Origin of the sequence: Lentzea nigeriaca (assembly GCF_016907955.1) — a bacterium.
Classification (GTDB): Bacteria; Actinomycetota; Actinomycetes; order Mycobacteriales; family Pseudonocardiaceae; genus Lentzea; species Lentzea nigeriaca.
In genome coordinates this window covers 549,207-575,972 of sequence record NZ_JAFBCX010000003.1, presented here as the reverse complement: position 1 = coordinate 575,972, position 26,766 = coordinate 549,207, and the positions used below count along the sequence as shown (strand labels likewise).

The window sequence follows — 26,766 nt, the reverse complement described above, 5'->3', positions numbered from 1 at the left end:
GGTGGAAACCCGCTGGAAACGTGGCCTTTGAGCACAGAGTGACCGAATGGTCACAGTTCCGCACCCCGCTGGTGTCGACATTGTCGAAACGTGCGTGTTGAGCAGGCGTGACCTGGGTCATTACGTTCCGCCTCAATCACCGACAGGGTGATCAGCCGTTCAAGGACGAATGGGAGGCCAGCGTGGGTCTCGGGTCAGTGTTCCTCAGCGAGGTGCTCGGTACGGGCGTCTTGCTGTTGCTGGGTGCGGGTGTGGTGGCCAACGTGCTGCTCGCCAAGTCGAAGGGGCTCGACGGCGGATGGCTGTTGATCAACTTCGGCTGGGGCCTCGGCGTCTTCGCCGGCGTGTACGTCGCCTACAAGTCGGGCGCGCACCTCAACCCGGCCGTGACCGTCGGCATCCTCACCAGCGGTGCGGCGGAGTACGCCCCCGGCGTTCCGGTCAGTGCGGGCTCGACGATCGTGTACTTCGCCGGTGAGTTCCTCGGCGCGTTCCTCGGTGCCGTGCTCGCGTGGCTCGCGTACAAGCCGCACTTCGACGAGACGCCCGACGAGGGCCTCAAGCTGGCCGTCTTCTCCACCGGCCCGGCGATCCGCAGCTACACCTGGAACCTCGTGTGCGAGATCATCGGCACGTTCGTCCTGGTCTTCGTGATCCTCGCGTTCGGCAAGACGCCGACCCAGATCGGCCCGCTGGCCGCGGCGCTGCTCGTTGTCGGTATCGGTGCCTCGCTCGGTGGTCCCACCGGCTACGCGATCAACCCGGCTCGCGACCTCGGCCCGCGCATCGCGCACGCCCTGCTGCCGCTGTCCTACAAGGGCACCGACGGTGAGGCCGCCAACACTGATTTGGCTGGCAAGAAGGACTCCGACTGGGGCTACTCGTGGATCCCGGTCGTCGGCCCGATCGTCGGTGGCGCGATCGCCGGTGTCGTCGCCTCGCTCGTGTTCTGACCATCCCGAAAGGACAAACTTCGATGACGCAGTACGTTCTCGCCGTCGACCAGGGCACGACCAGCACCAGGGCGATCATCTTCGACCACAGCGGCTCCATCGTCGCCGTGGGCCAGAAGGAGCACGAGCAGATCTTCCCGCGCGCGGGCTGGGTCGAGCACAACCCGGTGGAGATCTCCGAGAACACCCGGTTCGTGATCGGCCAGGCGCTCGCCGCCGCCGACCTCAACACCGGTGACCTCGCCGCCGTCGGCATCACCAACCAGCGCGAGACCGCGGTGGTGTGGGACAAGAACACGGGCGAGCCCGTCTACAACGCGATCGTCTGGCAGGACACCCGCACGCAGGCGATCGTCGAGGAGCTCGGCGCTTTGGGCGGTGGCGCTGAGCGCTACAAGGCCAAGGTCGGCCTGCCGCTGGCGACCTACTTCTCCGGCCCGAAGATCCGCTGGATCCTCGACAACGTCGAGGGCGCCCGTGAGCGTGCCGAGGCCGGCGACCTGCTGTTCGGCAACACCGACACGTGGACGCTGTGGAACCTCACCGGCGGCCCCAACGGCGGTGTGCACGCCACGGACGTCACCAACGCTTCGCGGACCATGCTGATGGACCTCGACACGCTGCAGTGGGACGCCGAGATCGCCGGTGAGATGGGCATTCCGCTGTCCATGCTGCCGGAGATCCGTTCCTCCTCGGAGGTCTACGGCAACGGCGGTCCCGGCGGGGTGCTGAAGGGCGTGCCGATCGCGGGCATCCTCGGCGACCAGCAGGCCGCGACGTTCGGCCAGGCCTGCTACGAGCCGGGCACCGCGAAGAACACCTACGGCACCGGCAACTTCATGCTCCTCAACACGGGCACGGAGAAGGTCGCGTCGAAGAACGGCCTGCTGACCACGGTCTGCTACAAGATCGGCGACGAGGCCCCCGTCTACGCGCTGGAAGGCTCCATCGCGGTCACCGGCTCGCTGGTGCAGTGGCTGCGCGACAACCTCGGCATCATCGGCTCCGCCCCGGAGATCGAGACGCTGGCCCGCACCGTCGAGGACAACGGCGGCGCGTACTTCGTGCCCGCGTTCTCCGGCCTCTTCGCCCCGTACTGGCGGGCGGACGCGCGCGGCGCGGTCGTCGGCCTCACCCGGTTCGTCAACAAGGGCCACCTGGCGCGTGCCGTGCTGGAGGCGACGGCGTTCCAGACCCGCGAGGTCCTGGACGCGATGAACGCCGACTCCGGCGTGCCGCTGACCGAGCTCAAGGTCGACGGCGGCATGGTCGCGAACGAGCTGCTCATGCAGTTCCAGGCCGACGTCCTCGACGTGCCGGTGGTGCGTCCGGTCGTCGCCGAGACGACCGCCCTGGGTGCCGCGTACGCCGCCGGTCTGGCCGTCGGCTACTGGTCGTCGCTCGACGAGCTGCGTGCGAACTGGGCCGAGGACAAGCGCTGGACGCCCGAGCTGGACGCCGACGAGCGCGAGCGCGAGTACCGCAACTGGAAGAAGGCCGTCACCAAGTCGTTCGACTGGGTCGACTCCGACGTCCGCTGACTCCTGTGTGCTGACTTCTGTTAGGAGCTGAAGTTGTTCGCAAGGCTGGATCCGGCTCGGCGTGCTGACGCGGTGCGTTCGTTGGGCTCGACGGAGTTCGACGTGCTCGTGGTCGGAGGTGGTGTGGTCGGCGCCGGCGCTGCTCTGGACGCGGCGTCGAGAGGCCTCTCCGTCGCGCTGGTCGAGGCACACGACTGGGCCTCGGGCACGTCGAGCCGGTCCAGCAAGCTCGTCCACGGCGGGCTGCGCTACCTGGAGCAGCTGGAGTTCAAGCTGGTTCGGGAAGCCCTGAAGGAACGCGGCCTGCTGCTGCGCCGGCTCGCACCGCACCTGGTGCGGCCGGTGCCGTTCCTCTTCCCGTTGGAGAAGCAGTGGGAACGCGCCTACGTCGGCGCGGGCGTGCTGCTGTACGACTCGATCGGTGGCGCCGGTGCCGTGCCGATGCACCGGCACCTCTCCCGCCGCAAGGCTTCCGAGATCGGCCCGTCGCTCGACCCGTCGAAGTTCGCCGGTGCGATCCGGTACTACGACGCGCAGATGGACGACGCGCGGCTGGTGCTGACCCTGGTCCGCACGGCCGCCCAGCACGGCGCGACCGTGTTGTCACGCGCTCGGGTCACCTCGCTGGTGCGGTCCGGCGGTCGCGTGTCGGGTGCTCGGGTCTCGGTGGACGGGTCCACTGTGGAGGTCCGGGCGCGGCGGGTGATCAGCGCGACCGGCGTGTGGACCGACTCGCTGAACTCGATGTCGCCCGGCACGCCGCCGTTCCACGTGCGGATGTCCAAGGGCGTGCACATTCTGGTGGACCGCTCGAAGATCCAGCTGGACGGCGGACTGATCACGCGGACCGAGAAGTCGGTGCTGTTCGTGATCCCGTGGGGCCGTCACTGGATCATCGGCACCACGGACACGCCGTACTCCGGCGATCCCGCCTCGGTGACCGCCACCTCCGAGGACGTCTCGTACATCCTCGATCACGTCAACGCGGTGCTGCGGTCGCCGCTCACGGTCGAGGACGTCGTTGGCACGTATGCGGGTCTGAGGCCGTTGCTGGACGGCGCGTCCGGCGACACGGCCAAGCTGTCCCGCGAACACGCCGTCGCACAGCCGGAGCCTGGCTTCTTCGTGATCGCGGGCGGCAAGTACACGACCTACCGAGTGATGGCCGCGGACGTCGTGAACGCCGCCGTCTCCGGCCTCGGGCGGGCTGTCGCGCCGTCGCTGACCGCCCGGCTGCCGTTGTGCGGCGCGGTCGGCTACCACGAGCTGTGGGCGGACCGGGCTCGAGTCGCCGCCGAGTCCGGCCTGCCCACGTCCACTGTGGAGCGTCTGCTGCGGCGGTACGGCTCGGCGATCTCCGACGTGCTGGCGCTCGTCGCGCAGGACCCGTCGCTTTCCGTTGAGGTGGCCGGACATCTCGCAGCCGAGATCGTGTACGCCGTGACCCACGAGGGCGCGCTGGACCTGGAGGACGTGCTCGCCCGCCGCACCCGGATCGCGATCGAGCACCTCGACCAGGGCGCGTCCGTCGCCGGCACGGTCGCCGACCTGATCGCCGGCCCGCTGGGGTGGTCTCCCGCCGAACGCGAGGCGGCGGTGCGGACCTACCGGCAGTACGCGACGGAGATGGCGGCGAGATGAGATGGACCCGCGAACCGGTGCTGCGGAGCTGATCGAGCGGTTGCGGCTGGAAGGTGGCTTCCGGCTGTTGCCGCTGCTGGGGAACACCGGGCAGGTCGCAGGGGTGCACCTGACCCGGTTTCTTCCCGGCGGGCACCTCGACGTGATCCAGGCGTGGGACGAGCGGTGGGCGGCCTGGGCTCGGTTGCCGGACGTGCTGGACGCCGGTTCGCCGTTCGCCGGGCCTGCCGGCGGGACGTTCCACAGCGGGCCGTTCGCCCAGGTGGTGGCTCCGCTGCTGCCCATTCAGTCTGGGATCACTTGGCACGGACTTACCACCCCTTAAGCGGCCCGCGCGAGTGTGCGGAGCATGATGAGAGCACTCGCGCTGGCCCTGCTGGCCGTCGTGGCGACCGCCCCGGCCGCGCACGCCGCCAGCCCCGTCAGCCTCACCGACGGCTTCTACGTCGACCCGGACTCGAACCCCGCCGTGTGGGTGCGCACCCACGCGAGCGACGGCCGTCAGGCCGACATCAAGGCGAACATCTCCTCCAAGCCGATGGCCCGCTGGTTCGGCAACTGGAGCGGCGACATCAAGTCCTCGGTGTCGGCCTACGTGAACAAGACCGGCACCAAGCTGCCCGTCCTGGTGGCCTACAACATCCCCGGCCGCGACGCGTGCGGCGGCCACTCCGGCGGAGGCGCCGGCACGCCGGAGGCCTACCGGGCCTGGATCTCCGCGTTCGCGGCAGGCATCGGCTCGCGGCCCGCGGTCGTGGTGATCGAGTCCGACTCGCTGGCGGACTTCAACTGCCTGGACAGCGCCAAGATCGCCGAGCGCACCGCGATGATCAAGTACGCCACCGAGCAGTTCAAGGCCAAGGCGCCCAACACGTGGGCCTACCTCGACGCGGGCAACGCGCAGTGGGTGCCCGCCGCGACGATGGCCGGCCGGCTCGACGCGGCGGGCGTGCGCAACGTCCGCGGCTTCTCGCTCAACGTGTCGAACTACCACACCACGACCGCGTCGACGACGTACGGCAACGCGGTCAGCGCGAGCTTTTCGGGCTACACCAAGCCGTACGTGATCGACACCAGCCGTAACGGCAACGGCCACAACGGCGAGTGGTGCAACCCCGGCGGCCGCAAGCTCGGCACGCCTGCCCGCACCGGCGGTGGCGCGGAGATGTTGTTGTGGGTCAAGGTTCCCGGCGACTCGGACGGCAAGTGCGGCAAGGCGCCGAACGTCGAGGCCGGCGAGTTCGACCCGCAGCTCGCGTACGACCTGATCCACGGTTACTGATCGGCCGGGCTGCCCCAGGGCGTGCCCTGGGGCAGCCGGTTGGGTCAGGTTCGCTGCAGGGCGGGTTTCGCGTGCCCGCGCAGTGCTCTGACGTACTCCATCAGCTTGTCCTTCGATTGCTCCTGGTCCAGGGAGATGGCGTCCAGGCGTTCGAACAACCGCCTGGCGCGGCTGACGGCGAGGTCGTTCTGCGCGAAGACCTGGGCCGTGTCGGACTCGCCGTACGTCACGGGCGCGGCCTTGTCGAACTCGTACAGCGTGCATTTGTCGTGCGTGGCAATGGTTCTGAAGTGCGCGGGCACGATGCGCAGGACGTGCGTGTTGAACAGCAGCCGGAGGTACTGGTCCTCCATCAGCTTCGCGTCGCCGACGCGCAGTTGCAGGGCCAGCTCGTGGACGAAGAACAAGCACTCGGGCCGGAAAGGCCGCCGCAGCACCGTCTGCCGCTCCATGCGGAGGTCGACGAACCTGTCGACCTCGTCCGGGGTGTTGAACGCCGACTCCGCGATCAGGTGGTGGGCGTACTGCCGGGTCTGCAGGAGGACCGGCGGCTTCAGCACCTCGTAGCTGGTGATCTTCGTGGCCATCGACTCGGTCATGGCCAGTGTGCGGAGATTGTCGGGCACCTGCGCGAAACAAGTGTCGAAGGCGTTGCAGTAGCGGCGGCGGAAAGCGTCGATGGCGTCGATGTCCTGACCGCACACCGTGAGGTACTGAACGAGGTCGATCTCGCTCGCGCGCACCTTGCCGTGCTCGATGTTGGAGACTTTGCTCGGATCCCAGCCGAGTTGGATGGCGAGCGCGCGTCCTCTGAGGCCGGTGTAGCGCTGCCGCAGCCGGCGCAGCTCGTCGCCGAGATCCCTGCTGTAGGGCGTCGAAGTCGTCACTGTCACGTCTTCGACGCTATGGCTTGTTTTTAGTCCATGATACGGGCTCGTTCGGGTGAAAACGCCGCTAGCCGACCAGGCGGCGGCGCCAGTCCAGGGGAGTGACGGTGATGGAGCGGCCGGGGTCACCGTCCCACTCGGCACGAAGCCCGGCTGCCGCGAGGGCTGCCACGACTTCGTGGCCGACGGCCGTGGTGGTGTCGGACGAACCGTCGAAACCACCGTAGTAGAGCGCCAGTCCGTGGCCGGCCGCGGCGGAATCCGTGCACTGGCTGTGGAAGTAGACGAAGCCGCGAGCGTCCGGCTCGGCTTCACCGCCGATCTCGGCCTGGCCGCAGCTGCGGCAGCAGGTGAAGTTCTCGCGGGCGGTGATTCCGTTGTCCTGCAAGGCCGTGAACGCGCGCGTGAGTCGCTCGGGATCGGTCTCGCCTTGCCACGATTCCTGCTCCGCGACCCGCTCCAGCCACAACCGGTCGGCCAGTACCCGTGCCTGTTCGCGCGACACGGGCCGACTGTCCTCAGTGGACAGACGGTCCTCCGCGAGCTCGGTCAGTTCGGCGCGGGTGGTGTAGCCGCCGGCAAGCACCTCGCGCAGCCGTTCCTCCAGCTGCTCGCGTTCGTCGTCGCCGAGGTCGAGCGGCGGCACCTCGCGGGCGGGCCCCAGGTCCAGCGGCGTCCAGGCCAGAGCACCGTCCCACCCGGCCTGTCCGCGGGCCCAGCCGGCGATCGCGGCGACCACGGCCTCCGTGCTGCCGGTCGTCGCCTGGAAGTGCCGGCCCGGCCCGCCGTCGCGGTGCTCGACCGTGTAGTCACCACCGGCCTCGTGCCAGATCTGGGCGAAGAAGTCGGGCAGATCGGGCACCCGCTGGACCACCAGGAACCGGTCGCCGTCACCACCGATCCGCCGGACCAGCCCGGCGAGATCCTCGGCGGACACGCGGACGTGCCGTTCCCCGTTCTCGGTCTGCACCACGATCTCGAGCATGCGCAGACTCTGGCACACCCAGACCGGCCCTTGATCAGCTGGCTATGGTGGGAGCAGGCCGCCACCTGACGAAGGGACATTCGTGATGAGGCGGCCCTGGTTCCCCGCTCTCCTCGCCGCTGTGCTGGCCCTGTGTGGCCTGACAGCTCTCGACCCCGCACCGGCCTCGGCCCAGTCGCCGCGGTCGGCGGTGTACGGCGGCGGTCCGTTCTACGCCGACGGCCAAGCCGTGATGAACACCCTGCGCGCCTCCGGGTTCACGACGGTGATCCTCTGGAGCATCCACGTCCACCCCGACGGCGACCTGTACTACAACGACGTCCTGATCGTGCGGAACGGCCGCTACGTCGGCGACCCCGGCTGGCCCGCACGCCTGAAGACGCTCAAGCAGGCGCCCACGAGCGTCAACCGCATCGAGGTCAGCATCGGCGCCTGGGCCGTGCCGGACTGGGAGAACATCGCCAAGCTGATCGGCTCGCAGGGCACCGGGTCGTCGAGCGTCCTGTACCGCAACTTCCAGGCGCTGAAGACCGCCACCGGCGCCGACGCGATCAACAACGACGACGAGTCGTACTACCAGGTCGACGCGACCGCCAAGTTCGCCAGGATGGCGGCCGGGCTCGGGTACTCGAAGTTCACGTTCGCGCCGTACACGAACCAGTCGTTCTGGGGGAACCTCAAGAACAACCTCGGCGCGCTCGTCGACCGCGTCTACCTGCAGGGCTACGCGGGCGGCGCGGGCAACAACCCGGCCACGTGGAACCGCGCGCTCGGCATGACGGTGGATCCGGGCCTGTGGAGCAGGCACGGGTCGGGGTGCTCGGCGGGTGACTCGCCCGCGACCGTCGAGAGCAAGATGAGGTCGTGGCACGGGTCGGCCGGAATCGTCGGCGGCTTCATGTGGCTTTACGACGACATGAAGACGTGCTCAGCCCAGGGGACCGCGGCGGCCTACGCGCGCGCGATCCGCAACGGCGTCAGTTAGTCCAGCAGCTTGCGCAGTTCGGCGTCGAAGTCGATGTAGTCGTTCTCGTGTCCGGGGGCGACTACGTCGTAGGTGGAGTTCAGGAACTCCTGCAGTTCGGAGGACCGCACGTGGAACACCGCCTGCGACACGTCCGACCGCAGCTCGAGCACGGCGGTCGTCGAGTTGTGCGGCCGCAGCCGCACGTCACCGGCACCGCTGGTGGTGATCAGACCGTCGGCGAGCAGGTCGCGGCTCACCAGCCACACCGTCTCCTGGCGTCCCATGCGGAACGTCATGGTCACGGCGTGCGGGTCGTCAGCGCGGTAGCCGAGCTCGACCTCGACGGGCAGGGGGCGCCCGGAGGGAGCGATGAAGGCGAAGACGGACTCGGCGCCCACTCGTGTCACGTTCGTCATGCCCTCCTAGACGCGTGGCAACCGCCGTGGATGCCTCGCTCAGGAAAAGCGATCGGAACGTGATTTTCAACGGTCTGGAACTATGACTTTTGACAACAATTTGCGCTGGGCGCTTTCCGTGACCGTGCTGGCACGCTAGGTGAGAGGGCGTCTCATGTCGCTGCAGGCAGCGTTCAGGGCGGCGCTTCGAGACGTGGTCGGTCCCATGGCCAGGGCAGCGGGCTTCAAAGGCTCCGCGCCCACCAGCAGCAACCCGCACCGCCCAAGGCCGGTCCCGGTTCGGTCCGATTACCCGCGGGCGGCACCGCCATGCTGGTGCTGGGAAGCGTGCCGAAGCCCGTCTCCGAGGCCGAGGAACTGTACCGGGACAGGCTGCACTCGGACCGCCGTGACGGGTGGTGGGAGGTCAACAGTGAACAGGACGCCCGCGCCATCGCCGTGCTCGCCGGTGCAGGACCGAGCCGCCCGGCTGGACGAACTCCTCGGTGTCCTGGCTGCGAGGTCAGGCGCCGAGGAGTTCGTGGACTGGGTGCTACGCCGGATTGCCGCGCGGGCGTAGCCGGCCGCCGGGCAGCGGTGGAGGGGGCAGCCGCGCGCCTGCGTAGCCCTCGACACGGCCGAACCTGTCGGTCTCGGCCTGCCACTCGTCTCGGAAGGCGACGATCTCGTCGTGGGTGCGGCCCACGAAGTTCCACCACATGACGATCTCCTCGCCGAACGGCTCGCCGCCCAGCAGCACGACCCTCGCGCCGTCGCGAGTCGTGAGGCGCAGCGTGGCGCGGCCGGTGCCGACGTAGCCGAGTGCGCCGGGGTCGAGAGCGGTGTCGCCGACGGTCACGTCGCCGGTGTCGAGCAGGACGCCGTGTTCGAACTCCGGTGTCACGTCGAGGTCGATCGTCGTCCCCGCGGGCAGGACGATCTCGCTGCCGAGCAGCGGTGTGAACGTGGTCACAGGGGACGTGGAGCCGGCCAGCGAGCCGAGGAACACCCGGATCGCGGCACCGTCCAGCGTCACCGTCGGCGGCGCGTAGTGCTGGAAGTCGCGCGGGGCGTCGCGGTGGGCGTCCGGCAGGGCGAGCCACAGCTGCACGCCGTGCAGGACGGTGGAGGACGGCGTCGAGACCTCGGAGTGCGCGATGCCGCGGCCGCCGGTCATCAGGTTCAGCTCGCCCGGCCGCACGAACGCGTGCACGCCGAGGCTGTCGCGGTGCTCGATCTCGCCGGTGAAGAGCCAGCTGACGGTCTGCAGTCCGGTGTGGGGGTGCGGGGCGACGTCCATCTTCACGTTGTCCGGGCCGTAGTGGTCGCAGAAGCACCACGCGCCGATGAACGATCGCTGTTTCTGCGGCAACGTCCGGCGCACCGACATGGCGCGCGGGCCGCCCAGCGGGACGTCCCGCGGCTCCAGGACTTCCACCCCGCCGGGGGTGGAGGCGCACGTCACTTCCGCGGGCTCGGCCTCGACATTGCTCACGGGTGCGATCGTAAGCTGGCGCGGGGGGAACAGTGGATCTTCGCGCCAGTCTGCTCGCACACGTGTCCCGCAGCGGCTACGTCCTGGACGACGCACAGCTCCGAGCCGTCGATCGGCTCGCCTCGCTGGGGGAGCGGCGCCGGGGCGTCTACCTGCACGGGCCGGTCGGCCGGGGCAAGAGCTTCCTCGCGGACGCGTTCTTCGACGTCCTGCCCGTGCGCCGGAAGCGGCGTGTGCACTTCCACTCCTTCTTCCAGGAGTTGCACGCGCGCATCTCGGCGCGTTTGCACATGCCGGGTGCGGTGAAGAAGGCGGTCGACGAGCTGATCGGCCGGTGCGACGTGCTGGCGTTCGACGAGTTCCACCTGCACGACGTCGGCGACGCGATGCTGATGACGCGGCTGCTGGAGGTGTTGAAGGCACGCGGGGTCATGGTCGTCGCCACGTCCAACTACCCGCCGGACGGCCTGCTGCCCAACCCGCTGTACCACGACCACTTCCTGCCGGGCATCGCGTTGGTCCACGAGCTCATGGACACCGTGGAACTGGCCGGACCCACCGACTACCGGTACCTGCACGGCCGTCCGCGTTCGCGGTTCGAGACCGGCTCGATCGTCGGGTTCGCCGAACTGCCCGTCACCCCGGTCGTGCTGGAGATCAACGGCAGGCACGTCACGGCACTGGGCACCGACCGCGGCCGCGTCTGGTTCGACTTCGGCGACCTGTGCGAGAAGCCGACGTCCACGCAGGACTACCTGGTGCTCGCCGATCGCTACGACGACTGGGTGATCGCCGCCGTGCCGCGCCTCGACACGTGCGATCGCGAGGCGCGGCAACGGTTCGCGAACGTCGTGGACGTGCTGGTCGACCGCGACGTCCGGCTGACACTGGTGAGTGACCACCCGCTGGCCGAGATCGTCGGCGGCGAGGCTCTCGACGTCGCCCGGACCGCGAGCCGCCTGGAGCTGATCAACACGACCGGGTGATCAGCTGGGGTCTCGTCCGGCCGACAGTGCCCTTGTCCCGCGGCAAGGAGTAGCACGGCACGACCTCTGCTACCTGCTGGTCGTCTTCATCGCCGTCGTGTGCAGCGCGATGGAGGCGGACGTGCAGCAGGTGCCCGCACCCCGCGCCGCGACGCACTACGACCTGTTGTTGCAGGAGGTCCGGGCGTTGCGGGACGAGGTGCGGGCACTTCGTTCTCTCACGGGGTGACCGGGACGTTCGTCAGGCCTTTCTTCGCGCGGGTGACCGTGTTCGAGGCGTGGACGACGTTCGGGTTCGCCGAGCACCTCGACGTCGACGTGATCTTGATGGCGTACTCGCCGACACCGCCGAGGTCGGAGGAGTTGCCGCGCCACACGTTGCCGCAGCCGTTGGCGAACGACGGCGTGGTGCTCGGGTTGTGGGTCTCGTAGCCGTTCGCGAACGTGCCCGGCGTGGTGAAGGTGCCGGTGTTGTTCTCGATGCGGTAGCCGATGCCCTTGATGTCGATCCACGAGTCGGCGGAGTTCTCGCCGGTGATGCCGCGGCCGTCGAACGTGTTGCCCTGGATCAGGCCGTTGTGCGTGCCTTCCTTGACGTCGATCGGTTCCGCCGCGATGCCGGGGCCGATCCTGTTGCCGATCACCTGGACGCGGTCGGAGCGGTCGACGCCACCGGAGTTGCCGTGGCAGGACCAGTTCGAGTTCGCCGATCCGATGTAGACGCCTTCACCGTAGCCCTTCTGCACCAGACCCGTGTCGGTGATCGTGGAGTTCCTGACGACGCCGTCGGCCGACGAACGCCGGAAGTGCACGGCCTCCTCGTCGGTCTTGGTCACCGTGACGCCGTCGATCGTCACGTGGTGGGAGTTGTCGAGGACGATGCCCTTCTTGGACTCCTTGACGGTGAAGCCCTTGAGGTTCCAGTACGGCGCGCCGAACAGCCAGAGGCCGTACCCCGAGTCCCAGCCCGCCGTCGGCGCCGGGCAGGACGGTGCCTCACCCGACGGGCCGTCGTTGATCAGGATCGCGGTCGACGGGCCGGTGAGCGTGATCGGGGCGCTTGCAGTGCCTGCCTTGGTCGTCACGAACGAACCGCGGTAGGTGCCGGGCGCGAGCGTGATCGTCTCGCCCGGTTTCGCGTTGGCCAGCGCGGTTTTCAGCTGGTCCGCGGTCGTCACGGTGCCTGGCGTCTCGCTGGGCGGTGGGTCCGTCGGCGTGCCGGGGACGTTCTTGAGGAAGAGCGAGCGGGCCGGGTCGGTCCTGGAGTCGTCGACGCCGTGACCGCCGGTATAGTCGCGCTGCTCGTTCTTCGCCCAGTCCGCGATTGCGGTGCCGCCGATGTCGAGGTGCTGGTAGGCGGTGCCGTTCCAACCGAACTGGTAGATCCGCTGCCGGTCGTCGTAGAAGGGCTCGTAGGCGCCGCCGGTCGACAGCTGCTTCGTCATCTCGTTGTTGAAGAAGACGTTGCGCGGGCCCGACGCGCCGGACCACTTCACGGCTTTCTTGCCCGCGCCCCACCAGATCGGGAACCAGTTGGAGTCGTCGGGCCCGCCGCCGCCTTCCTCGCCGCAGTTGGCGCGGCAGTTGCCGGAGCGGTGGGCGTAGGGGACGCGGACCGTGTTGAGCTCGAAGAGGTTGTTGCGTTCCCAGCCGCCGTGCAGGTTGAGGTCGGAGTCGAAGTCGTTGCCGATCACGACGTTGCCCGAGGCGGACCACTGGAACGTGAAGTGGCGCAGGTTGCGCGACGTGTTGCCCGCGTAGAGCGAGTCCCACACGCGCGAGCCGCGGAAGTAACCGTTGCCGCCCTTGCCTTTGTTCCACGAGCCGTCGAGGTAGTTGTCGACGATCTGCAGGTTCTTGGCCTCCTCGGTGACGATCGGGTGCGAGCCCGTCATCTCCGCGCGGATGCCGCGCACCCACGAGTTCGCCGCCCACTTGAACACGATGCCGTGCATCTCGTCCGCGGGGGCCATGTTGCCGTAGTTGTGGACGGCCTCGGCGGGGTCGAGGTTCGGCATCGCCTGCGTGAAGCCGAAGTTCTCGAACCCGACGCCGAGGACCGGGTCCACCAGCGGCGACACCTTCGAGTCGTAGGTCGCCCCGGCTATCGCCGGTGAACCGTCCGAGGTGGAGTTGACCGGAACGTCGAACTCCAGTGGTTTGTCGAGCGTGACGGTAGTGCTCGACACCGAGGCGACGGTGAAGATCTGCTGGCGCATGTGCATGTTCAGATACGGCCACTGTGTGCCGTTCGCGAACTGCTGCTCGTAGAACTTGACCGAGTTCGCGGCGCGGACGTTGACCAGCATGCCCGCCTTGATGTTGGTCGTGGACTGCACCTGGATCGCGCGGTCGCCGGCCTTCGCGGCCGTCCTCACCTTCGCACCCGCCTTCCAGTGCACGTTGACGGTGCCCTCGAAGATGTCCTTGCGGTTGGCCGGTGCCGACGCGTAGTCGTTCGCGTAGGCGGTGTGGACCCCGCGCGACTGGACGCGGAACAGGCCGCGGCCCGGCCACAGCCAGCCGCCCTTGCCCTGGCCGTACGTCATCCCGTCCTCGTCCCAGTGCGAGCCGTCGGGAGTGATGGCGTCGTAGCGGGTGATGGCGTCGGGCGTGTAGACGATCTTCGTCGCGGTCGCGCCGGCACCTCTGATGATCAGGTAGTCGGCGTCGGCATGCAGCTCCCTGGACACCTTCAGCTCGCCGGCGGGCAGCGTGATCAGGCTGAGCTTGGAATAGCTCGCACTCGGTGAACACTGCGTCCTGATGGCGTCGATCGCGGCCTGCAACCCGGCGCTGTCGTCGGCGGGGTCATTCGGACGGACGTTGAACTGGGAAGCGAGTTCCTCTGCCGTGATCTGACAACTCGCACTCGGGTTCACGTCATTGTTTCCGGGCAGCACGCCATTGCCGCGATACCCCGCCTTCGACCAGTCGTAGAGGCCGGAAACAGGGGGTCGGCGGTTGCCTGACGAGACATCCAGGCCGGTCAGTGCCGGTGTGGCGGCCGCCGTGGTCACGGGTACGCCGAGTGAACCGATTAAGAGCAGTGTGAGCAGGGCTGGGGAGGTTCGCGTCATTGACAACCCTCTTCGGCAGGGCGGGGCTATTTCTTTGTAGTCGAAGGGTGCATATGTGTCAAACATTCACATTCCTGAATCAGGTAATCCTGAAACGGTTTTCAATGACGGTTTTCCGCCTGTTCGGACGGGCTGGTCGTGGCGGCGGCGTGCCGAATTTTCCAAGCGAGATGGAATCTGCGCTTTTTGTCAGCCGGATGGACGCGCGAATCCCACGAAAGTGGGGGTACCGCGCCGGTTGCGCGAGTTAAGGGATGTACCGGAGTGCACCATCCGGCGCACCCGTTCGTGTCCGAACCAACCCCTGAACGGCGGATCGCCCGCTGCGCCGACAGCTGCAAGGGTCGAATGCTGTTCGGCAGTGAGCGTTCCAACGAACAGGAGCACCACAGGTCATGGCGAGCCCCACTGTGAAGCCGGTTCTGCGCACCGACTACCAGCGTTCCGTCGCGGACTACTGGAACAGGGAGAAGGACCCGGTCAACATCAAGCTCGGTGAGGTCGATGGGCTTTACCACCACCATTACGGGCTCGGTGCCTACGACCCGGCCGTGCTGGAGATGGGCGACGAGGCGATCATCGCCGAGATGCACAGGCTGGAGACCGCGCAGGCGGAGGTACTGCTCGACCACTTCGGCGACATCCCGCTGGGCGGCAGGCTGATGGACGGCGGTTCCGGCCGCGGCGGCACGAGTTTCATGGCCAACGCCCGGTTCGGCTGCGAGGTCGACGGCGTCAGCATCTCCGAGCAGCAGGTGGCGTTCGCCAACCACCAGGCGCGGGAACGCGGTGTCGCCGACCAGGTTCGGTTCCACTTCAAGAACATGCTCGACACAGGCTTCGAGACCGGAGCGTTCGACGGCATCTGGACCAACGAGACCACGATGTACGTGGACCTCCAGCAGCTGTACGGCGAGTTCGCCCGGCTGATCGCGCCCGGCGGCCGGTACGTCTGCATCACCGGCTGCTACAACGACCTGACGGGTGGCCGCTCGCGGGCGGTCAGCCAGATCGACCAGCACTACATCTGCAACATCCACCCGCGCAGCGAGTACTTCAAGGCGTTGGCGGACAACGGTTTCGTGCCGATCAGCGTGGTCGACCTGACGCCGGAGACCATCCCGTACTGGGAGCTGCGCGCGAAGTCGTCGGTCGCGACCGGCATCGAGGACCCGTTCCTCACCGCGTACAAGGAGGGCTCGTTCCACTATCTGCTGATCGCCGCCGACAGGATCTGATGGAGTTCGTGTCTGACATGAGGGAGCTGCTTTCCGGGCCGTCCGGGCTGGGCACGTCTGCTGCCCGCCTCGGGCGGCCCGAGGCGGTCGAGCTGCCACCGGAACCCGGCTATGCGGAACGCCCGTGGGGCGACGGCACGGCGCCGCCGTTGTACGTGCCGGTGGTCGAACGCGAGGACGACCTGCTGGCCGCCGCCGTCGACGAACGGCTCGTCGCGTGGGCGGGGGACTGCGGTTTCGCGGAGCCGGAACGGTTCCTGGGCGGCATGTTCGGCCGCCTGGCCGTGCTGACCCACGTCGACACCGACGACGTGGAGCAGCTGCTGATCGCCGCGAAGCTCAACGCGGCGTGGTGGGCGGCCGACGACCTCTACGCCGACAGCACCGAGATGGGCGCGGTCCCGGCGGAGCTGCCGCCCAGACTGGCGCTGGCGATGGCCGCGATGGACCCGGTGGCGCCCGCCGCCGAGTTCACCGAGGAGCTGGAGGAGGTACTGGCCTCGGACCCGGTGCTCGTCGGCCTGCGGTCGGGCATCACGCACCTGTCGTCCCGCAGCACACCCACTGTGGTGCAACGGGTCTGCTACTCGACGTTCGCGATGTTCGTGTCGTGGAGCGCCTACGCGGCATGGCGGCACACCGGCGACTACCCGCCGGCGTGGCAGTACCTCGCGACGCGCCAGCACGACACCTTCTACACGTCGATGACGCTGGTCGACGCCGTCGGCGGGTACGAACTCGCTGCGCCGCTGTACTACGACCCGCGCGTGCGGCAGCTGCTGACCGCGGCGGGCACGGCGTCGGTGATGGTCAACGACCTGGTGTCGGTGGAGAAGGACGCCGCCGACGAGAAGCCGGTGTGCAACATGGTGTTGCAGATCGCGGCGGACCGGGAGTGCTCGATCGCCGAAGCCACAGCTCGGACGGTGGAGCTGCACAACCAGCTGGTGCGCGACTTCGAGGCGGGGCACAAGGCGCTGCTGGCCGTGCCGTCGCTGGAGCTGCACCGGTTCCTGAAGGGCACCAAGGCCTGGATGGGTGGCGGCTTCGAATGGCACACCACCCATCCCCGCTACCGCTAGGTGAGGCGCCGCCGCAGCTCAGGCAGGAACTCCGGGTCCTGGCCCACGAGCGCGGCGGCGTCCAGCTCGTGCGGGACGGCCGTGTTCGGCTCGCGGTCGAGCAGGTACCGGATGATCTCGCCGACCAGCGCGGACTCGTCGGGCTCGACCAGCGCGAGGTCGTCGAGGAACGCCTCGGAGAGCACGACGTGGTGCGTGGTCGTCTCGGCGCCCTCGTGCACTTCGGCGGCGTACTCGTGGTCGGTCAGGGTCATGACGCGGACATCCGTGCTCATGGCGGTCGGCTACCCGTGAACCCACCGCGGAAACCGGTGTGAGACGGCCGGATCCGGGTATGCGCGGTAGATGCGTCTTGGTGTGCTGGACATCGGATCGAACTCCGCGCAGCTGCAGATCGTCGACGTGCGGCCGGGCGCTCCGCCGCTGCCCGCGCACGCGGTGAAGGAACCCACCCTGCTCGGCGAGGAGGTCCTCCCGGACGGGGCGATCAGCGACGACGGCGTCGAACGGGTGGTGCGGGCCGTGGCGGACGCGGTGACCGCCGCCGCCCAGCACGGTGTCGACCAGCTGTACCCGTTCGCGACGTCCGCGGTGCGCGACGCCACGAACCGGGACGACGTCGTCGACCGCATCCAGCGGATCGTCGGCATCCGGCCGCAGTTCCTCGACGGGGAGCAGGAGGCCAGGCTGACGTACCTGGCGGCGCACCGCTGGTACGGGTGGTCTGCCGGGCGGCTGCTGCTGTTCGACATCGGCGGCGGGTCGATGGAGATCGCACTCGGCCGCGACGCCGACCCGGACCTCGCGTTGTCGCTGCCGCTCGGTGCCGGGCGGCTGACGCGCGCGATGCTCGCCCACGACCCGCCGAAGCGCTCCGAGGTCAAGGCGCTGCGCCGGTACGTGCGCGAGACGCTGAGCGAGGTCGTCGACCGGTTGAGGTGGGAGAGCGTGCCGCGCAACGTCGTCGCGACGTCCAAGACGTTCAAGCAGCTCGCCCGCCTCGCCGGCGCGCCGCCGCAGCGGGAGGGCCCGTTCGTGCGGCGCATCCTGACGGTGAACGACGTCCGCGACTGGATTCCGCGGCTGGCCTCGATGTCCGCCGCGCAGCGGGCGCGTCTGCGGGGCGTGTCGCAGCCCAGGGCGAGACAGATCCTCGCCGGGGCCGTCGTCGCGCACGCCGTGATGACCGCGCTGGGTGTCGAACGGCTGCGGGTGTGCCCGTGGGCGCTGCGTGAGGGGATCATGCTGCGGCACCTGGAGGCCAACGCGAGCGGCAGTGTCGACCTGCCGTTGCAGCCGCTCGTGCGGCTGAATGGCCAGACCGACGCGACGGTGACGCCGTTGCACCACTAGCGGTCGCCGGACACGACGGTGGCCTGCCTCGCTGTGCCGTAGTTCCACAAAGGACAGTTCCGGAGCGTTAGTCCACAGTGGACGACCGATTCACTCTTATGTCGCAGCGGTAGAACGCATGTTCGCGCTGCTCGCAGGGTATTCGGTGATCCCGAACTTCCGGCTGATGGCCGCTCACACGCGAGGGAGTGGTTGTGATGGCACACGTGCGTCGTCTGGTTGACGTCCGGACCGGTGACGAATTCGATCAACCGGTTCCCTTCGGTCTGGTGTACCCGGTGTGCACCGCGGACGGGTCGGCCCCTCCCAGTCAGCGCGGCCGGACGTGGGAGCACCTCGTCGCGAGCGACCGCGAGCTGCGTCCGGTCAGCTGAGATTCGTGTGAAGGGTGCGCGCGCCGGGTATTGCGTGGTGCGGGTGGCCCGGCTGGGCGCCCGTGCGAAGGGAGCTCGACATGGACTTCGGACAAGGGCTGACGGACGCCTGGCGCGCGGTAGCGACGTTCGTGCCCAAGCTGGCGGTCTTCCTGCTGATCCTGTTGGTCGGCTGGTTCGTCGCCAAAGCCGTGGCCAAGCTGGTCGACAAGGTCCTCGAGCGGGTCGGGTTCGACCGGCTCGTGGAGCGCGGCGGCGTGCGGCAGATGTTGTCGCGGAGCAAGTACGACGCGTCTGATCTGCTCGCGAAGCTGGTCTACTACGCGCTGATCCTGATCACTCTGCAGATCGCGTTCGGCGTGTGGGGGCCGAACCCCGTCTCCGAGTTGCTGACCGGCATCGTGGCGTGGCTGCCGAAGGCCGCCGTGGCGATCATCATCATCGTGGTCGCGGGCGCGATCGCCAATGCCGCCAAGGACTTCATCAGCGGCGCGCTCGGTGGCCTGTCCTACGGGCGGGTGCTCGCCAACATCGCGTCGATCTTCATCTGGGCGCTGGGCATCATCGCCGCGCTCAACCAGATCGGTGTCGCCACCACGGTGACCACGCCGGTGCTGATCGCGGTGCTCGCGACGGTCGGCGGCATCCTCGTCGTCGGTGTGGGCGGTGGCCTGGTGCGGCCGATGCAGCAGCGGTGGGAAGGCTGGCTGGGACGGGCGGAGCAGGAGCTGCCGCAGGCCCGGGCTCAGGCCGAGGCGTACCAGCGCGGCCGCGAGGACGCGGTGCGGGCCGCAGCCGAGACGACCACGCCGGTCGCGCCGGCCGAGCCGGTCACCTCGACCCGGCGCCAGGTTCCGACCGAGGACCCGGTGCTCGGCGCGCGGAGGCCAGAGGACCTCTGAACGATCTGAACGCGAGGCGCACCCCCTGGGGTGCGCCTCGTTCTCATGTGAGCTCGGGGAGCGCGTACGCGTCGGCGGTCAGCGGCTTCGCGTCGTGCGCGTGGGCCAGCTGACAGATCGCCATCAGCCGGACGCCCAGCCACGACCTCGGGGTCCACTCCAGGCCGACGGCGTTGTCCAGCAAACCCCGCCCGTACGCGGCGAGCAGCACCACCGCGCCCACCGTGCCGGCGCCCTCGACGCCGAGCACCAGGATGTCCCGCACCGCCGCGGCGTGCTGGTCGACCTCGGCCGCGAGCGCGGGCGTGACGGCGAGCGCCGCCCATCCGGCCATCCCGATGCGGTCGGACAGTTCGGCGATCCACCGCCGCGCGTTGTTCTCACGCCAGGTCGCACGCATCCCGACACGGTAACCGCCGCTGGTTAAGTCCTGGTTTCAGGGTGCTCGAACCGGGTACTCGGTCCCGATGCGTCAAGCAGTCGGCGCCAGGATTCGGCTGTGGAGGCGAGAGATGACCCTCAACGACATGTCGTTGCGACAGCTGCACGCGACCGCGTTGGAGAAGCTGGACAACGCCGTCTGCACGGCCCTGACCAACATCGATGCCGACGAGGCGCGCAGGTGGCTGAGCGAGGCGCTGGCCGACTGCGCGGCGACCGACACCGCTGTTCCTGCCCACGTCATGGCGTGCGTCGAGGCCGCGGACGAGCACTTCTCCTACAGCGAGCGGATGGAGGCGCGGACCCTGCTGACCGTCGCCCACCGCCTGCTGGCACGTCTGCGGCGCCCGATGGCCGTGCCGAACCCGTCGAAGCCCGGTGACGTCACGTTGCGTGCATGATTCCGGGGCGTTCCGGGTATCTCGAACGTGCGTTCGAGTGAAAGGGGACGACCGTGAACCGCACGCCGGAGAAGGACCCGCGGGACTGGACGACCGGTGACGAGCCGATGACCGGCCCACAGGAGTCCTATCTGCACACACTCGCCCAGGAAGCGGGCGAGGAGGTGCCGGACGACCTCACCAAGGTCGAAGCCTCGCAGCTCATCGACCGGTTGCAGCAGAAGACCGGGCGCGGGAGCTGACGACCCGCACGGTCTTGAGCTCCGGGTCGGCCGGATCCGGCAGCTGCATCCCGGCGGCCAGTCCGCTGCGCACGTAGTCCAGCACGTCGTCGGTGATGACCTCACCGGGCAGCACGGCCGGCGCGCCCGGCGGGTAGGGCGTGATCATCTCGGCGGAGATCCGCCCGGCCGCCCGCTGCGCCGGCACCTGCTCGACCTCGGCGAAGAACGCGTCGCGCGGCAGCATCGCCGTCTCCAGCTGCAGCTCCTCCGGCGACGGCAGGTCGACCGGCTTCGGCGAAGGCAGGTCGGCCTCGGTCAACGCCAGCAACGCCTCGACGAGCTTCCGCGCCGAGCGGTGGTCGTCGGCGTGGGTGAACTGGGCGACGACGCGCCGGTGGTCGGACAGCCCGAGCGTGACGCGCTGGTGCTCGCGCAGCCAGTCCGTCGCCTGGTAGCCGCTGATGTCGAGCCCCGACACGTCGATGACGATCTTCAACGGGTCGAAGGAGTGCACGAGGTCACCGAACTCCATGACGTGCAGACCCGGCAGGGCCTCGATGGCCGATCGGACGGACTCGGCCAGCGCCAGCGCGGCGGTCAGCAGGAGTTCGCCGTGCTGCACCATCTGGCGGCGCCACCCGTCGAGCGTCGCGTAGACGAGCGAGGTAGGGCTGGTCGTGCCGAGCAGGTCCTCACGGGCCTTCAGCACCTTGGGGTCCACGAGGTTGCCCTGCAGGTGGAACACCGAGCTCTGCTCCACCGCGGCACCGGACTTGTGCACGCTCGTCACGACGACGTCCGCATCCGCGTCCATGCCCCACGGCGGCAGATCCTTGTGGAACGGCAGATGAGCGCCCCACGCCTCGTCCACGATCAACGGCTTGCCGAACTCGTGGCACACGTCGGCGATCTCCTTGATGTCACCGCACGTTCCGTAGTCGGTCGGCGTCACCAGCAGCATGCCCTTGGCCTCTGGTTCGGCCTCGAACAGCTCGCGCACCCGGTCCGCGCCCGGCGGGTGGGCCAGGTGCCGTTCGGCGTCCCAGTTCGGACTGATCCACACAGGACAGACACCGCTCAGGATGAGCCCGGACACCACGGACTTGTGCGCGTGGCGCGGCACGATCAGCTTCTCGTGCGGCCCGGCGACCGACAGCATGGCGCTCTTGACCGACAACGAGCTGCCGCACGTCGAGAAGAACGCCTGCTCGGCGTTGACCGCGTGCGCCATCAGCTCCTGGGCGTGCTCGATCACGCCGCCGCTCATGAGCCGGTCGTCCAGCCCGTTGAGCGCGATGACGTCGGCCTCGAACACCTCCCGGCCGAGCACGTCGAGAACCCTCGGGTCGACGCCCCTGCCCTGACGGTGGCCGGGCGGGGTGAACGGGACGTAGCCGCGTTCGCGGAACTCCTGCAACGCTTCCAGCACCGGTGCTCTGCTGTGGTCCATGCATTTGGAGTAGCCAGGACGGAGGGTTCTCGAACCTCACCGCAGCAGCGGCCGCACGAGCTCGTGGATGTGCCTCGACGGTTCCAGGCCCAGCTCGGCCCGCAGCCGGGCGCGGTAGCTCTGGTACTGGCGCACGGCCTGCGCCGGGTTGCCGTCGGCCAGGTGCAGCTCGACGAGCGTACGGTGCGCGCTCTCGCGCAACGGGTCGGTGTGCACGGCGGCGAGCGCGGCCTGATGCGCGTGGTGATGATCTCCGCACGACCGGAACCGGTCGCTGAGCACCTCCAGCGCGCGCAACCGTGCCTGCCGCCACCAGTCGCGCTCGGCCAGCACCCACGGCTGCCACCAGCCGGGCAGCAGGTCCGCTTTGAGCATCGCCACCGCCTCCGGGCTCGCGCCGGGTGCGGCGGCGAACGCGCACGCCCGCCTGAAGTCGACCTCGACGTCGGACCCCAGCGTCAGGGTGTCCTCAGTGGCCACGACCAGCGGGGTCGAGAGCTTCACCAGCCGCCACAACGACGAACGCAGGCACGCGCCCGCCCTGCGTACGGTCGTGTCCGGCCAGAGCAGTGCCGCCGCGACCGGGCGCGGCACCGGTGAGTCGCGCAACGCGAGCAGCGCCAGCAGCCTGCGCGCGCCGGGCACGACGTGGACTCCTGTCCCGCCGCAGTCCAACCGGAAGCCGCCGAGCAGCTGGATGTGCACCCGCGTCATGGTTGCCCGAGTGCCCGGTAGTTGCGGGCTCACACACCTCCGCGACGAAATTGCTCCGTCCTGACCAGCGACGGTGACGCGGTCGTGTCGCGCGGGTGGCCGCACCGCGCCGTTCGCGTCACGGGCGCTGCCTAGCTTCGCCGTGAACCCCGAGCAAGGGAGGCGAGATGTTCCTGCACACCAGCAGGTTGCAGTTCGAGGCCAAGCCCGACCGCCCGGACGCGCACTACGCCCGCAAGCTCCAGGAGCTCATCGGCGGCGCGTACGGCGAGATGACCGTGACGATGGTCGCGCGCCTGCTCGACAACGCGCCGTCCGAGGTGACCGCCCAGGCGGTGGCCGGCGACCCGGTCGTGGCCGCGGTGATCGGCGGCATGGACCCGCAGCAGGCGATCGTGAGCGGCGGCGGGCCCACGCTGTCCGACAGCAACGGCGTTCCGTGGAACGGCCGCTACATCGTCGCGAGCGGCAACCTCATGGCCGACTTCCGGGCCAACGTCGCGGCGGAGGCGCAGGGCAGGTTGCAGACCGCGCGGCTGTACAACATGACCGACGACACGGGCGTGCGCGACATGCTGAAGTTCAACCTCGCCCGCGACACGGCGCACCAGAACATGTGGCTCGCCGCGATCGAGGAACTGCAGGAGGACGGCCTCGAAGGCCCGATCTCGCCGAGCGCGCTGTTCGACGAGGAGCACGCCGAGCACGCGGGCACGATCTGGCACAACTCCGACGGGCCCGCGGGCGCCGAGGGCGGCTGGGCGTCCGGCACCGCACCGGACGGCGTGCACGAGTTCTCCTACGTGATGAAGCCGGAACCGCTGGGCGGCAAGGGATCCACGCCGAAGCCCGATCCGCTGCTCTACGCCACCAGCCCGGCGAACCTCGGGCTGATCGAGAAGGCGATCCGCAAGCTCACGTGAGGGGGTGTGGGTGATGGTCGGAATCACGGTGCCGGCTCGCGTCCGGTCGGCCGCCGTCGTCATGGGGCCCGCGTTCGTCGTCGCGGTCGCCTACGTCGACCCCGGCAACTTCGCGACGAACATGGCGGGCGGCGCGGCGCACGGCTACCTGTTGCTGTGGGTGATCGTCAGCGCGAGCCTGCTCGCGATGTTCGTCCAGTACCAGTCGGCGAAGCTCGGCATCGTGACCGGCCGCAACCTGCCGGAGCTCTGCCGCGAGCACTACCCACGGCCGGTGACGGGCCTGCTGTGGGTGCAGGCGGAGCTGGTGGCCATGGCCACCGACCTCGCGGAGTTCGTGGGCGCGGCGGTGGCGCTGAACCTGTTGTTCGGCGTGCCGCTGCTGCCCGCGGCCGGCATCACCGCCGTGGTGTCGTTCGGGATCCTCGCGCTGGCACCGCTGCGGCGGCGCCGGTTCGAGTCGGTGATCATCGGCCTGCTCGCGATCGTGCTCGGCGGGTTTCTCTACCAGACACTGCATCTCGGCCCGCTCACCGGCGCGGCGGCCGGGCTGGTGCCGGGGTTCGCCGGGGTGGACAGTGTGCTGCTCGCGACCGGAACGCTCGGCGCCACGGTCATGCCGCACGTGATCTACCTGCACTCCGCGCTGACCCAGCGGCACCACAGGCCCGGCGACGTCCGGGACGTGTTGCGGGCCAGCCGCACCGACATAGTGGTCGCGCTGGGCATCGCCGCGATGGTGAACGTGAGCATGCTCGTGGTCGCGGCCGGTGCCTTCCACCAGGTGGGCTCGCCACGGGAGTCGTTGGAGGACATGCATTCCGGGCTGGGCAGGCTGCTCGGACCGGGTGCCGCGCTCGCGTTCGCGCTGGCGCTGCTCGCGTCCGGGCTCGCCGCGTCCAGCGTCGGCACCTACTCCGGCCAGGTGGTGATGGAGGGGTTCCTGCGCCGCCGGATTCCGTTGTGGCTGCGGCGATCCGTGACGATGGCGCCCGCACTCGCGGTGCTCGCGCTCGGGGTCGACCCGACGAAAGCGTTGGTGCTCAGCCAGGTCGTGCTGTCGTTCGGCATCCCGTTCGCGTTGGTGCCGATGGTGCTGCTGGCCAGGCGCCGGGACGTGATGGGCGCGTCCGTGAACCGGCGTGGCGTGACGGCGGCCGGTGTGGCGGCGGCGCTGGTGATCTCCGCGCTGAACCTGTTCCTGCTCGTGCGGACGGTGGCCGGCTGATGATCGCGGCACTGGTGCTGGGGATCGGGATCGGCGGTTTCCTCGACGGGATCGTGGCGCATCAGCTGCTCGGCTGGCATCACATGCTGTCCGGCTGGTATCCGCGCGAGGACATGCGGCTGATGATGGTCGGCGACGGGCTGTTCCACCTGTTGTGCCTGGTCATCGTGCTCATCGGGGTGGCGCTGCTGAACCGGCGCGCCCCGCTGCCGGAACGGGTGTTGCTGGGCGGGATCCTCGCCGGGTGGGGTGTGTTCAACCTGGTCGAGGGGATCGTCGACCATCAGGTCCTCGGGCTTCACCACGTCCGCCCCGGACCCGACCAGCTGGCCTACGACCTGGGCTTTCTCGCGTCGGGGGCGGTGCTGCTGGTGATCGGGTTCCTGTTTGCGCGTCGTGCGCGCGGGTAGCCGTTTCGGGTGGACATCGAACAGAGGGTGACCGAGTCGAGCCTGCTGGCGAGCTTCTCCGACTACGTGGAGGCCCAGCGGCTCGTCGACCGGATGTCGGACGACGGGTTCCCGGTCGAGAGCGTGCGGATCGTCGGCGAAGGCGTCCGGACCGTCGAACAGGTGACCGGGCGCATGACGCGGGGCAGGGCGGCGGCCATGGGCGCGGCGAGCGGAGCGTGGTTCGGTGTACTGGTCGGGCTGCTGTTCGGCCTGTTCACCGCCGGTGCGGCGTGGATGTGGCTGTTGCTGGTCAGCCTGGCGATCGGTGCGTTCTGGGGCGGTGTCTTCGGGTTCGTCGCGCACTGGAGCACGCGCGGGCAGCGCGACTTCTCCAGCGTGATGACGTTGCAGGCGCAGCGGTACGAGGTCCACGTCGACAAGGAACAGGCCGCGCGGGCCGCTCGGTACGTGCTGTAGACGCAGACGTTCCTGCCGTACTCGGCCAAGGACATCGCCGTCGTGCCGGACGATCTGCCTTACCTTTGGCCGGAACCGCCGACGCTCACGCGGACCGTGAACCCGTCCTCGTCGCGGCCCATCGACACGTAGTCGCACGTGCGGTGCAGGATCCACAGTCCCAGACCGGCCGAGCGGGTCGCGGTGGTCGGCATCAGGCCCGCCATCGGATCCGCCGGGCCTGATCCCTGGTCCGTCGCCGTCACCACCACGCGTGACCCGTCCGCCCACAGCCGGAACCGCACCGGGCCGACGCCGTGGCTCAGCCCGTTCGTGACGATCTCGCTCGCCGCGTACACGACGTCGTGCGCGTCGTCCTCGCTGAGCCGGATGCCGCTGATCGACGCGTTGACCGCTTCCCGCACCGCAGCCGGCGTCGGGTCGACCAGGAAGACCAGCGGCGGGCCTTGTTCGAGCACGTCGGGCACGGGACGGCTGAGCGGCGGGCCGTTGCCGAAGTCGGGGTTGGGCAGGTGGTCCCCCGCGGTCGTGGCGACGTACTCGTGGGTGCGCGCCACGTCGGCGAGCACGTCCGCCGGCGTGATCCTGGTGTCGTACGGGCACAGGCCCCACAGCGGGAACTCCGCGAACGCCTGGTTGACCGCGTGCTCGTAGCGGCCCCACCAGTCCCACGGCACGCCGAAGCCGGGGTGCGGGACGTCGCCGACCGTGCGGATCTCGGTCGCGCCGCCCTGGGCGAGGCCGCCGAAGATGTCGCGGTAGCTCGCGATCGCGTCCGCCGGCCGGGCGTACTGGTCGGCCCCCGGCAGGTAGGTGACGGCGCCGTCGTCGCCCAGCGCGTCGCGCAGCAGTGTCGTGTTCTTCTCCGCGCAGGCGATCAACGTCGGCTGGCCCGCGCGCAGACCGCCCTCGACGAACGGCACCGCGATCGCCAGGAAGTCGTCGTCCGAGTCGTAGAACGCAGTCTCGTGGTAGAAGCCCGTCGTCGGACGCACTCCGCCAGGCCGTGGCGGTCGATGAACCGCGGAGAACGGTTCCGTGGTCATGTGAAACCGTCCCGCATCGCCGCGCGCGTGGTCGCGGGTTCCTCCGCCGGATGGGTGGCAAGGTGGTCACACCGTGCGACGTGGCAGGCGCGCTGACCGAGCTGCGTACCGTCGGCGGGGAGGTCGGCGAAACCGTCGAAGGACCAGCGGAGATGGTCGTTCGGAGACAGCCCGACGACGACGTCGGTGACACCGGACGTGCGCATGACGACCGATCCTACGCTCGCATTGTGTGGTCCATCCGAGGGAAGATGCGGCACGATCGACGATGCCTGGTCCACCAGACCGCACACCCACGTGTACTGCGCT

The 26,766-nt window shown here is 69.2% G+C and carries 30 protein-coding genes; 19 read left to right on the top strand and 11 right to left on the bottom strand.

Annotation, left to right across the window (positions count from 1 at the left end):
- Positions 1-182 precede the first annotated feature (182 nt).
- The 5 genes from JOD27_RS13720 to JOD27_RS13700 are packed head-to-tail and all read left to right on the top strand — an operon-like array spanning position 183 to position 5,417.
- Positions 183-953, top strand: coding sequence for an MIP/aquaporin family protein (locus tag JOD27_RS13720; RefSeq protein WP_204762573.1), 771 nt, complete (start codon positions 183-185; stop codon positions 951-953).
- A gap of 23 nt (positions 954-976) precedes the next feature.
- The gene (glpK, locus tag JOD27_RS13715; RefSeq protein WP_204762572.1) at positions 977-2,494 is read left to right on the top strand and encodes a glycerol kinase GlpK; all 1,518 of its coding nucleotides are present in this window, start codon (positions 977-979) and stop codon (positions 2,492-2,494) included.
- A 33-nt stretch (positions 2,495-2,527) separates the two neighbouring features.
- Entirely contained in the window at positions 2,528-4,135 is a 1,608-nt protein-coding gene (glpD, locus tag JOD27_RS13710; RefSeq protein ID WP_204762571.1) for a glycerol-3-phosphate dehydrogenase, read from the top strand.
- A 1-nt stretch (position 4,136) separates the two neighbouring features.
- Positions 4,137-4,460, top strand: coding sequence for a hypothetical protein (locus JOD27_RS13705; protein ID WP_204762570.1), 324 nt, complete (start codon positions 4,137-4,139; stop codon positions 4,458-4,460).
- A gap of 24 nt (positions 4,461-4,484) precedes the next feature.
- Positions 4,485-5,417, top strand: a complete 933-nt coding sequence (locus tag JOD27_RS13700) for a glycoside hydrolase family 6 protein (RefSeq protein WP_204762569.1) — start codon at positions 4,485-4,487, stop codon at positions 5,415-5,417.
- A gap of 44 nt (positions 5,418-5,461) precedes the next feature.
- On the opposite strand, the gene JOD27_RS13695 is transcribed toward JOD27_RS13700, so the two are convergent.
- Both JOD27_RS13695 and JOD27_RS13690 read right to left on the bottom strand, forming a co-directional pair.
- On the bottom strand, positions 5,462-6,310 hold the full coding sequence (locus JOD27_RS13695) for a helix-turn-helix domain-containing protein (RefSeq protein ID WP_204762568.1): 849 nt from the start codon (positions 6,308-6,310) through the stop codon (positions 5,462-5,464).
- A 61-nt stretch (positions 6,311-6,371) separates the two neighbouring features.
- Complete coding sequence (locus JOD27_RS13690) at positions 6,372-7,289, bottom strand: DUF6891 domain-containing protein (RefSeq protein ID WP_204762567.1); 918 nt, start codon at positions 7,287-7,289, stop codon at positions 6,372-6,374.
- An 85-nt stretch (positions 7,290-7,374) separates the two neighbouring features.
- Between JOD27_RS13690 and JOD27_RS13685 the strand changes: the two genes are divergently transcribed.
- Positions 7,375-8,274, top strand: a complete 900-nt coding sequence (locus tag JOD27_RS13685) for a lysyl endopeptidase (RefSeq protein WP_204762566.1) — start codon at positions 7,375-7,377, stop codon at positions 8,272-8,274.
- On the opposite strand, the gene JOD27_RS13680 is transcribed toward JOD27_RS13685, so the two are convergent.
- Together JOD27_RS13680 and JOD27_RS13675 are read right to left on the bottom strand one after the other, a co-directional pair.
- On the bottom strand, positions 8,271-8,672 hold the full coding sequence (locus JOD27_RS13680) for an SsgA family sporulation/cell division regulator (RefSeq protein WP_204762565.1): 402 nt from the start codon (positions 8,670-8,672) through the stop codon (positions 8,271-8,273). The two genes, JOD27_RS13685 and JOD27_RS13680, sit on opposite strands and share 4 nt — an antisense overlap.
- Before the next feature lie 532 nt (positions 8,673-9,204).
- Positions 9,205-10,146, bottom strand: coding sequence for a pirin family protein (locus tag JOD27_RS13675; protein WP_204762564.1), 942 nt, complete (start codon positions 10,144-10,146; stop codon positions 9,205-9,207).
- A 32-nt stretch (positions 10,147-10,178) separates the two neighbouring features.
- On the opposite strand from JOD27_RS13675, the gene zapE reads away from it, so the two are divergent.
- Complete coding sequence (zapE, locus tag JOD27_RS13670) at positions 10,179-11,132, top strand: cell division protein ZapE (protein ID WP_204762563.1); 954 nt, start codon at positions 10,179-10,181, stop codon at positions 11,130-11,132.
- 97 nt (positions 11,133-11,229) lie between these two features.
- Positions 11,230-11,361, top strand: a complete 132-nt coding sequence (locus JOD27_RS45985; protein ID WP_275591649.1) for a hypothetical protein — start codon at positions 11,230-11,232, stop codon at positions 11,359-11,361.
- On the opposite strand, the gene JOD27_RS44865 is transcribed toward JOD27_RS45985, so the two are convergent.
- Positions 11,351-14,152 (bottom strand): right-handed parallel beta-helix repeat-containing protein, encoded by a 2,802-nt coding sequence (locus tag JOD27_RS44865; RefSeq protein ID WP_239566971.1) that lies wholly within the window; start codon positions 14,150-14,152, stop codon positions 11,351-11,353. The genes JOD27_RS45985 and JOD27_RS44865 overlap by 11 nt on opposite strands.
- Before the next feature lie 455 nt (positions 14,153-14,607).
- Here JOD27_RS44865 and JOD27_RS13655 point away from each other — a divergent pair, with 455 nt between their 5' ends.
- The gene (locus JOD27_RS13655) at positions 14,608-15,450 is read left to right on the top strand and encodes a geranyl diphosphate 2-C-methyltransferase (RefSeq protein ID WP_204762562.1); all 843 of its coding nucleotides are present in this window, start codon (positions 14,608-14,610) and stop codon (positions 15,448-15,450) included.
- Positions 15,451-15,467: 17 nt separating this feature from the next.
- A complete protein-coding gene (locus JOD27_RS13650; protein WP_239566970.1) occupies positions 15,468-16,532 on the top strand; it encodes a family 2 encapsulin nanocompartment cargo protein terpene cyclase in 1,065 nt (354 codons plus the stop codon).
- Here the strand turns inward: JOD27_RS13650 and JOD27_RS13645 are convergent.
- Entirely contained in the window at positions 16,529-16,807 is a 279-nt protein-coding gene (locus JOD27_RS13645; protein WP_204762560.1) for a hypothetical protein, read from the bottom strand. The genes JOD27_RS13650 and JOD27_RS13645 overlap by 4 nt on opposite strands.
- A gap of 70 nt (positions 16,808-16,877) precedes the next feature.
- Between JOD27_RS13645 and JOD27_RS13640 the strand changes: the two genes are divergently transcribed.
- The 3 genes from JOD27_RS13640 (at position 16,878) to JOD27_RS13630 (ending at position 19,161) form a co-directional block, all read left to right on the top strand.
- Entirely contained in the window at positions 16,878-17,885 is a 1,008-nt protein-coding gene (locus tag JOD27_RS13640; RefSeq protein ID WP_204762559.1) for a Ppx/GppA family phosphatase, read from the top strand.
- 206 nt (positions 17,886-18,091) lie between these two features.
- Complete coding sequence (locus JOD27_RS13635) at positions 18,092-18,259, top strand: hypothetical protein (RefSeq protein ID WP_204762762.1); 168 nt, start codon at positions 18,092-18,094, stop codon at positions 18,257-18,259.
- Positions 18,260-18,339: 80 nt separating this feature from the next.
- Positions 18,340-19,161 carry a mechanosensitive ion channel family protein gene (locus JOD27_RS13630; protein WP_204762558.1) on the top strand — a complete coding sequence of 274 codons (822 nt, stop codon included), beginning with the start codon at positions 18,340-18,342 and terminating at the stop codon, positions 19,159-19,161.
- Between the two features lie 43 nt (positions 19,162-19,204).
- Here JOD27_RS13630 and JOD27_RS13625 read toward each other — a convergent pair whose 3' ends face one another.
- Entirely contained in the window at positions 19,205-19,561 is a 357-nt protein-coding gene (locus JOD27_RS13625; RefSeq protein WP_204762557.1) for a DUF6401 family natural product biosynthesis protein, read from the bottom strand.
- Between the two features lie 112 nt (positions 19,562-19,673).
- Between JOD27_RS13625 and JOD27_RS13620 the strand changes: the two genes are divergently transcribed.
- Positions 19,674-20,003 carry a hypothetical protein gene (locus tag JOD27_RS13620; protein WP_204762556.1) on the top strand — a complete coding sequence of 110 codons (330 nt, stop codon included), beginning with the start codon at positions 19,674-19,676 and terminating at the stop codon, positions 20,001-20,003.
- A 107-nt stretch (positions 20,004-20,110) separates the two neighbouring features.
- A complete protein-coding gene (locus JOD27_RS13615; protein WP_229812235.1) occupies positions 20,111-20,245 on the top strand; it encodes a DUF3072 domain-containing protein in 135 nt (44 codons plus the stop codon).
- On the opposite strand, the gene JOD27_RS13610 is transcribed toward JOD27_RS13615, so the two are convergent.
- Both JOD27_RS13610 and JOD27_RS13605 read right to left on the bottom strand, forming a co-directional pair.
- Positions 20,205-21,677, bottom strand: a complete 1,473-nt coding sequence (locus JOD27_RS13610) for an aminotransferase class I/II-fold pyridoxal phosphate-dependent enzyme (RefSeq protein WP_204762555.1) — start codon at positions 21,675-21,677, stop codon at positions 20,205-20,207. The genes JOD27_RS13615 and JOD27_RS13610 overlap by 41 nt on opposite strands.
- Positions 21,678-21,713: 36 nt before the next feature.
- Entirely contained in the window at positions 21,714-22,391 is a 678-nt protein-coding gene (locus tag JOD27_RS13605) for an AfsR/SARP family transcriptional regulator (protein WP_204762554.1), read from the bottom strand.
- Between the two features lie 167 nt (positions 22,392-22,558).
- Between JOD27_RS13605 and JOD27_RS13600 the strand changes: the two genes are divergently transcribed.
- The 4 genes from JOD27_RS13600 to JOD27_RS13585 are packed head-to-tail and all read left to right on the top strand — an operon-like array spanning position 22,559 to position 25,411.
- On the top strand, positions 22,559-23,314 hold the full coding sequence (locus JOD27_RS13600; RefSeq protein WP_204762553.1) for a manganese catalase family protein: 756 nt from the start codon (positions 22,559-22,561) through the stop codon (positions 23,312-23,314).
- A 13-nt stretch (positions 23,315-23,327) separates the two neighbouring features.
- Positions 23,328-24,542: an Nramp family divalent metal transporter gene (locus JOD27_RS13595; protein ID WP_204762552.1), complete on the top strand. Its 1,215-nt coding sequence runs from the start codon at positions 23,328-23,330 to the stop codon at positions 24,540-24,542.
- Complete coding sequence (locus JOD27_RS13590; protein ID WP_204762551.1) at positions 24,542-24,952, top strand: DUF2243 domain-containing protein; 411 nt, start codon at positions 24,542-24,544, stop codon at positions 24,950-24,952. The genes JOD27_RS13595 and JOD27_RS13590 overlap by 1 nt, the downstream gene beginning before the upstream one ends.
- Before the next feature lie 9 nt (positions 24,953-24,961).
- A complete protein-coding gene (locus tag JOD27_RS13585; protein ID WP_204762550.1) occupies positions 24,962-25,411 on the top strand; it encodes a YflT domain-containing protein in 450 nt (149 codons plus the stop codon).
- Between the two features lie 59 nt (positions 25,412-25,470).
- On the opposite strand, the gene JOD27_RS13580 is transcribed toward JOD27_RS13585, so the two are convergent.
- Both JOD27_RS13580 and JOD27_RS13575 read right to left on the bottom strand, forming a co-directional pair.
- Positions 25,471-26,406 (bottom strand): anti-sigma factor RsbA family regulatory protein, encoded by a 936-nt coding sequence (locus JOD27_RS13580; protein WP_204762549.1) that lies wholly within the window; start codon positions 26,404-26,406, stop codon positions 25,471-25,473.
- A 47-nt stretch (positions 26,407-26,453) separates the two neighbouring features.
- Positions 26,454-26,663, bottom strand: coding sequence for a hypothetical protein (locus JOD27_RS13575; protein WP_204762548.1), 210 nt, complete (start codon positions 26,661-26,663; stop codon positions 26,454-26,456).
- Positions 26,664-26,766: the final 103 nt, after the last annotated feature.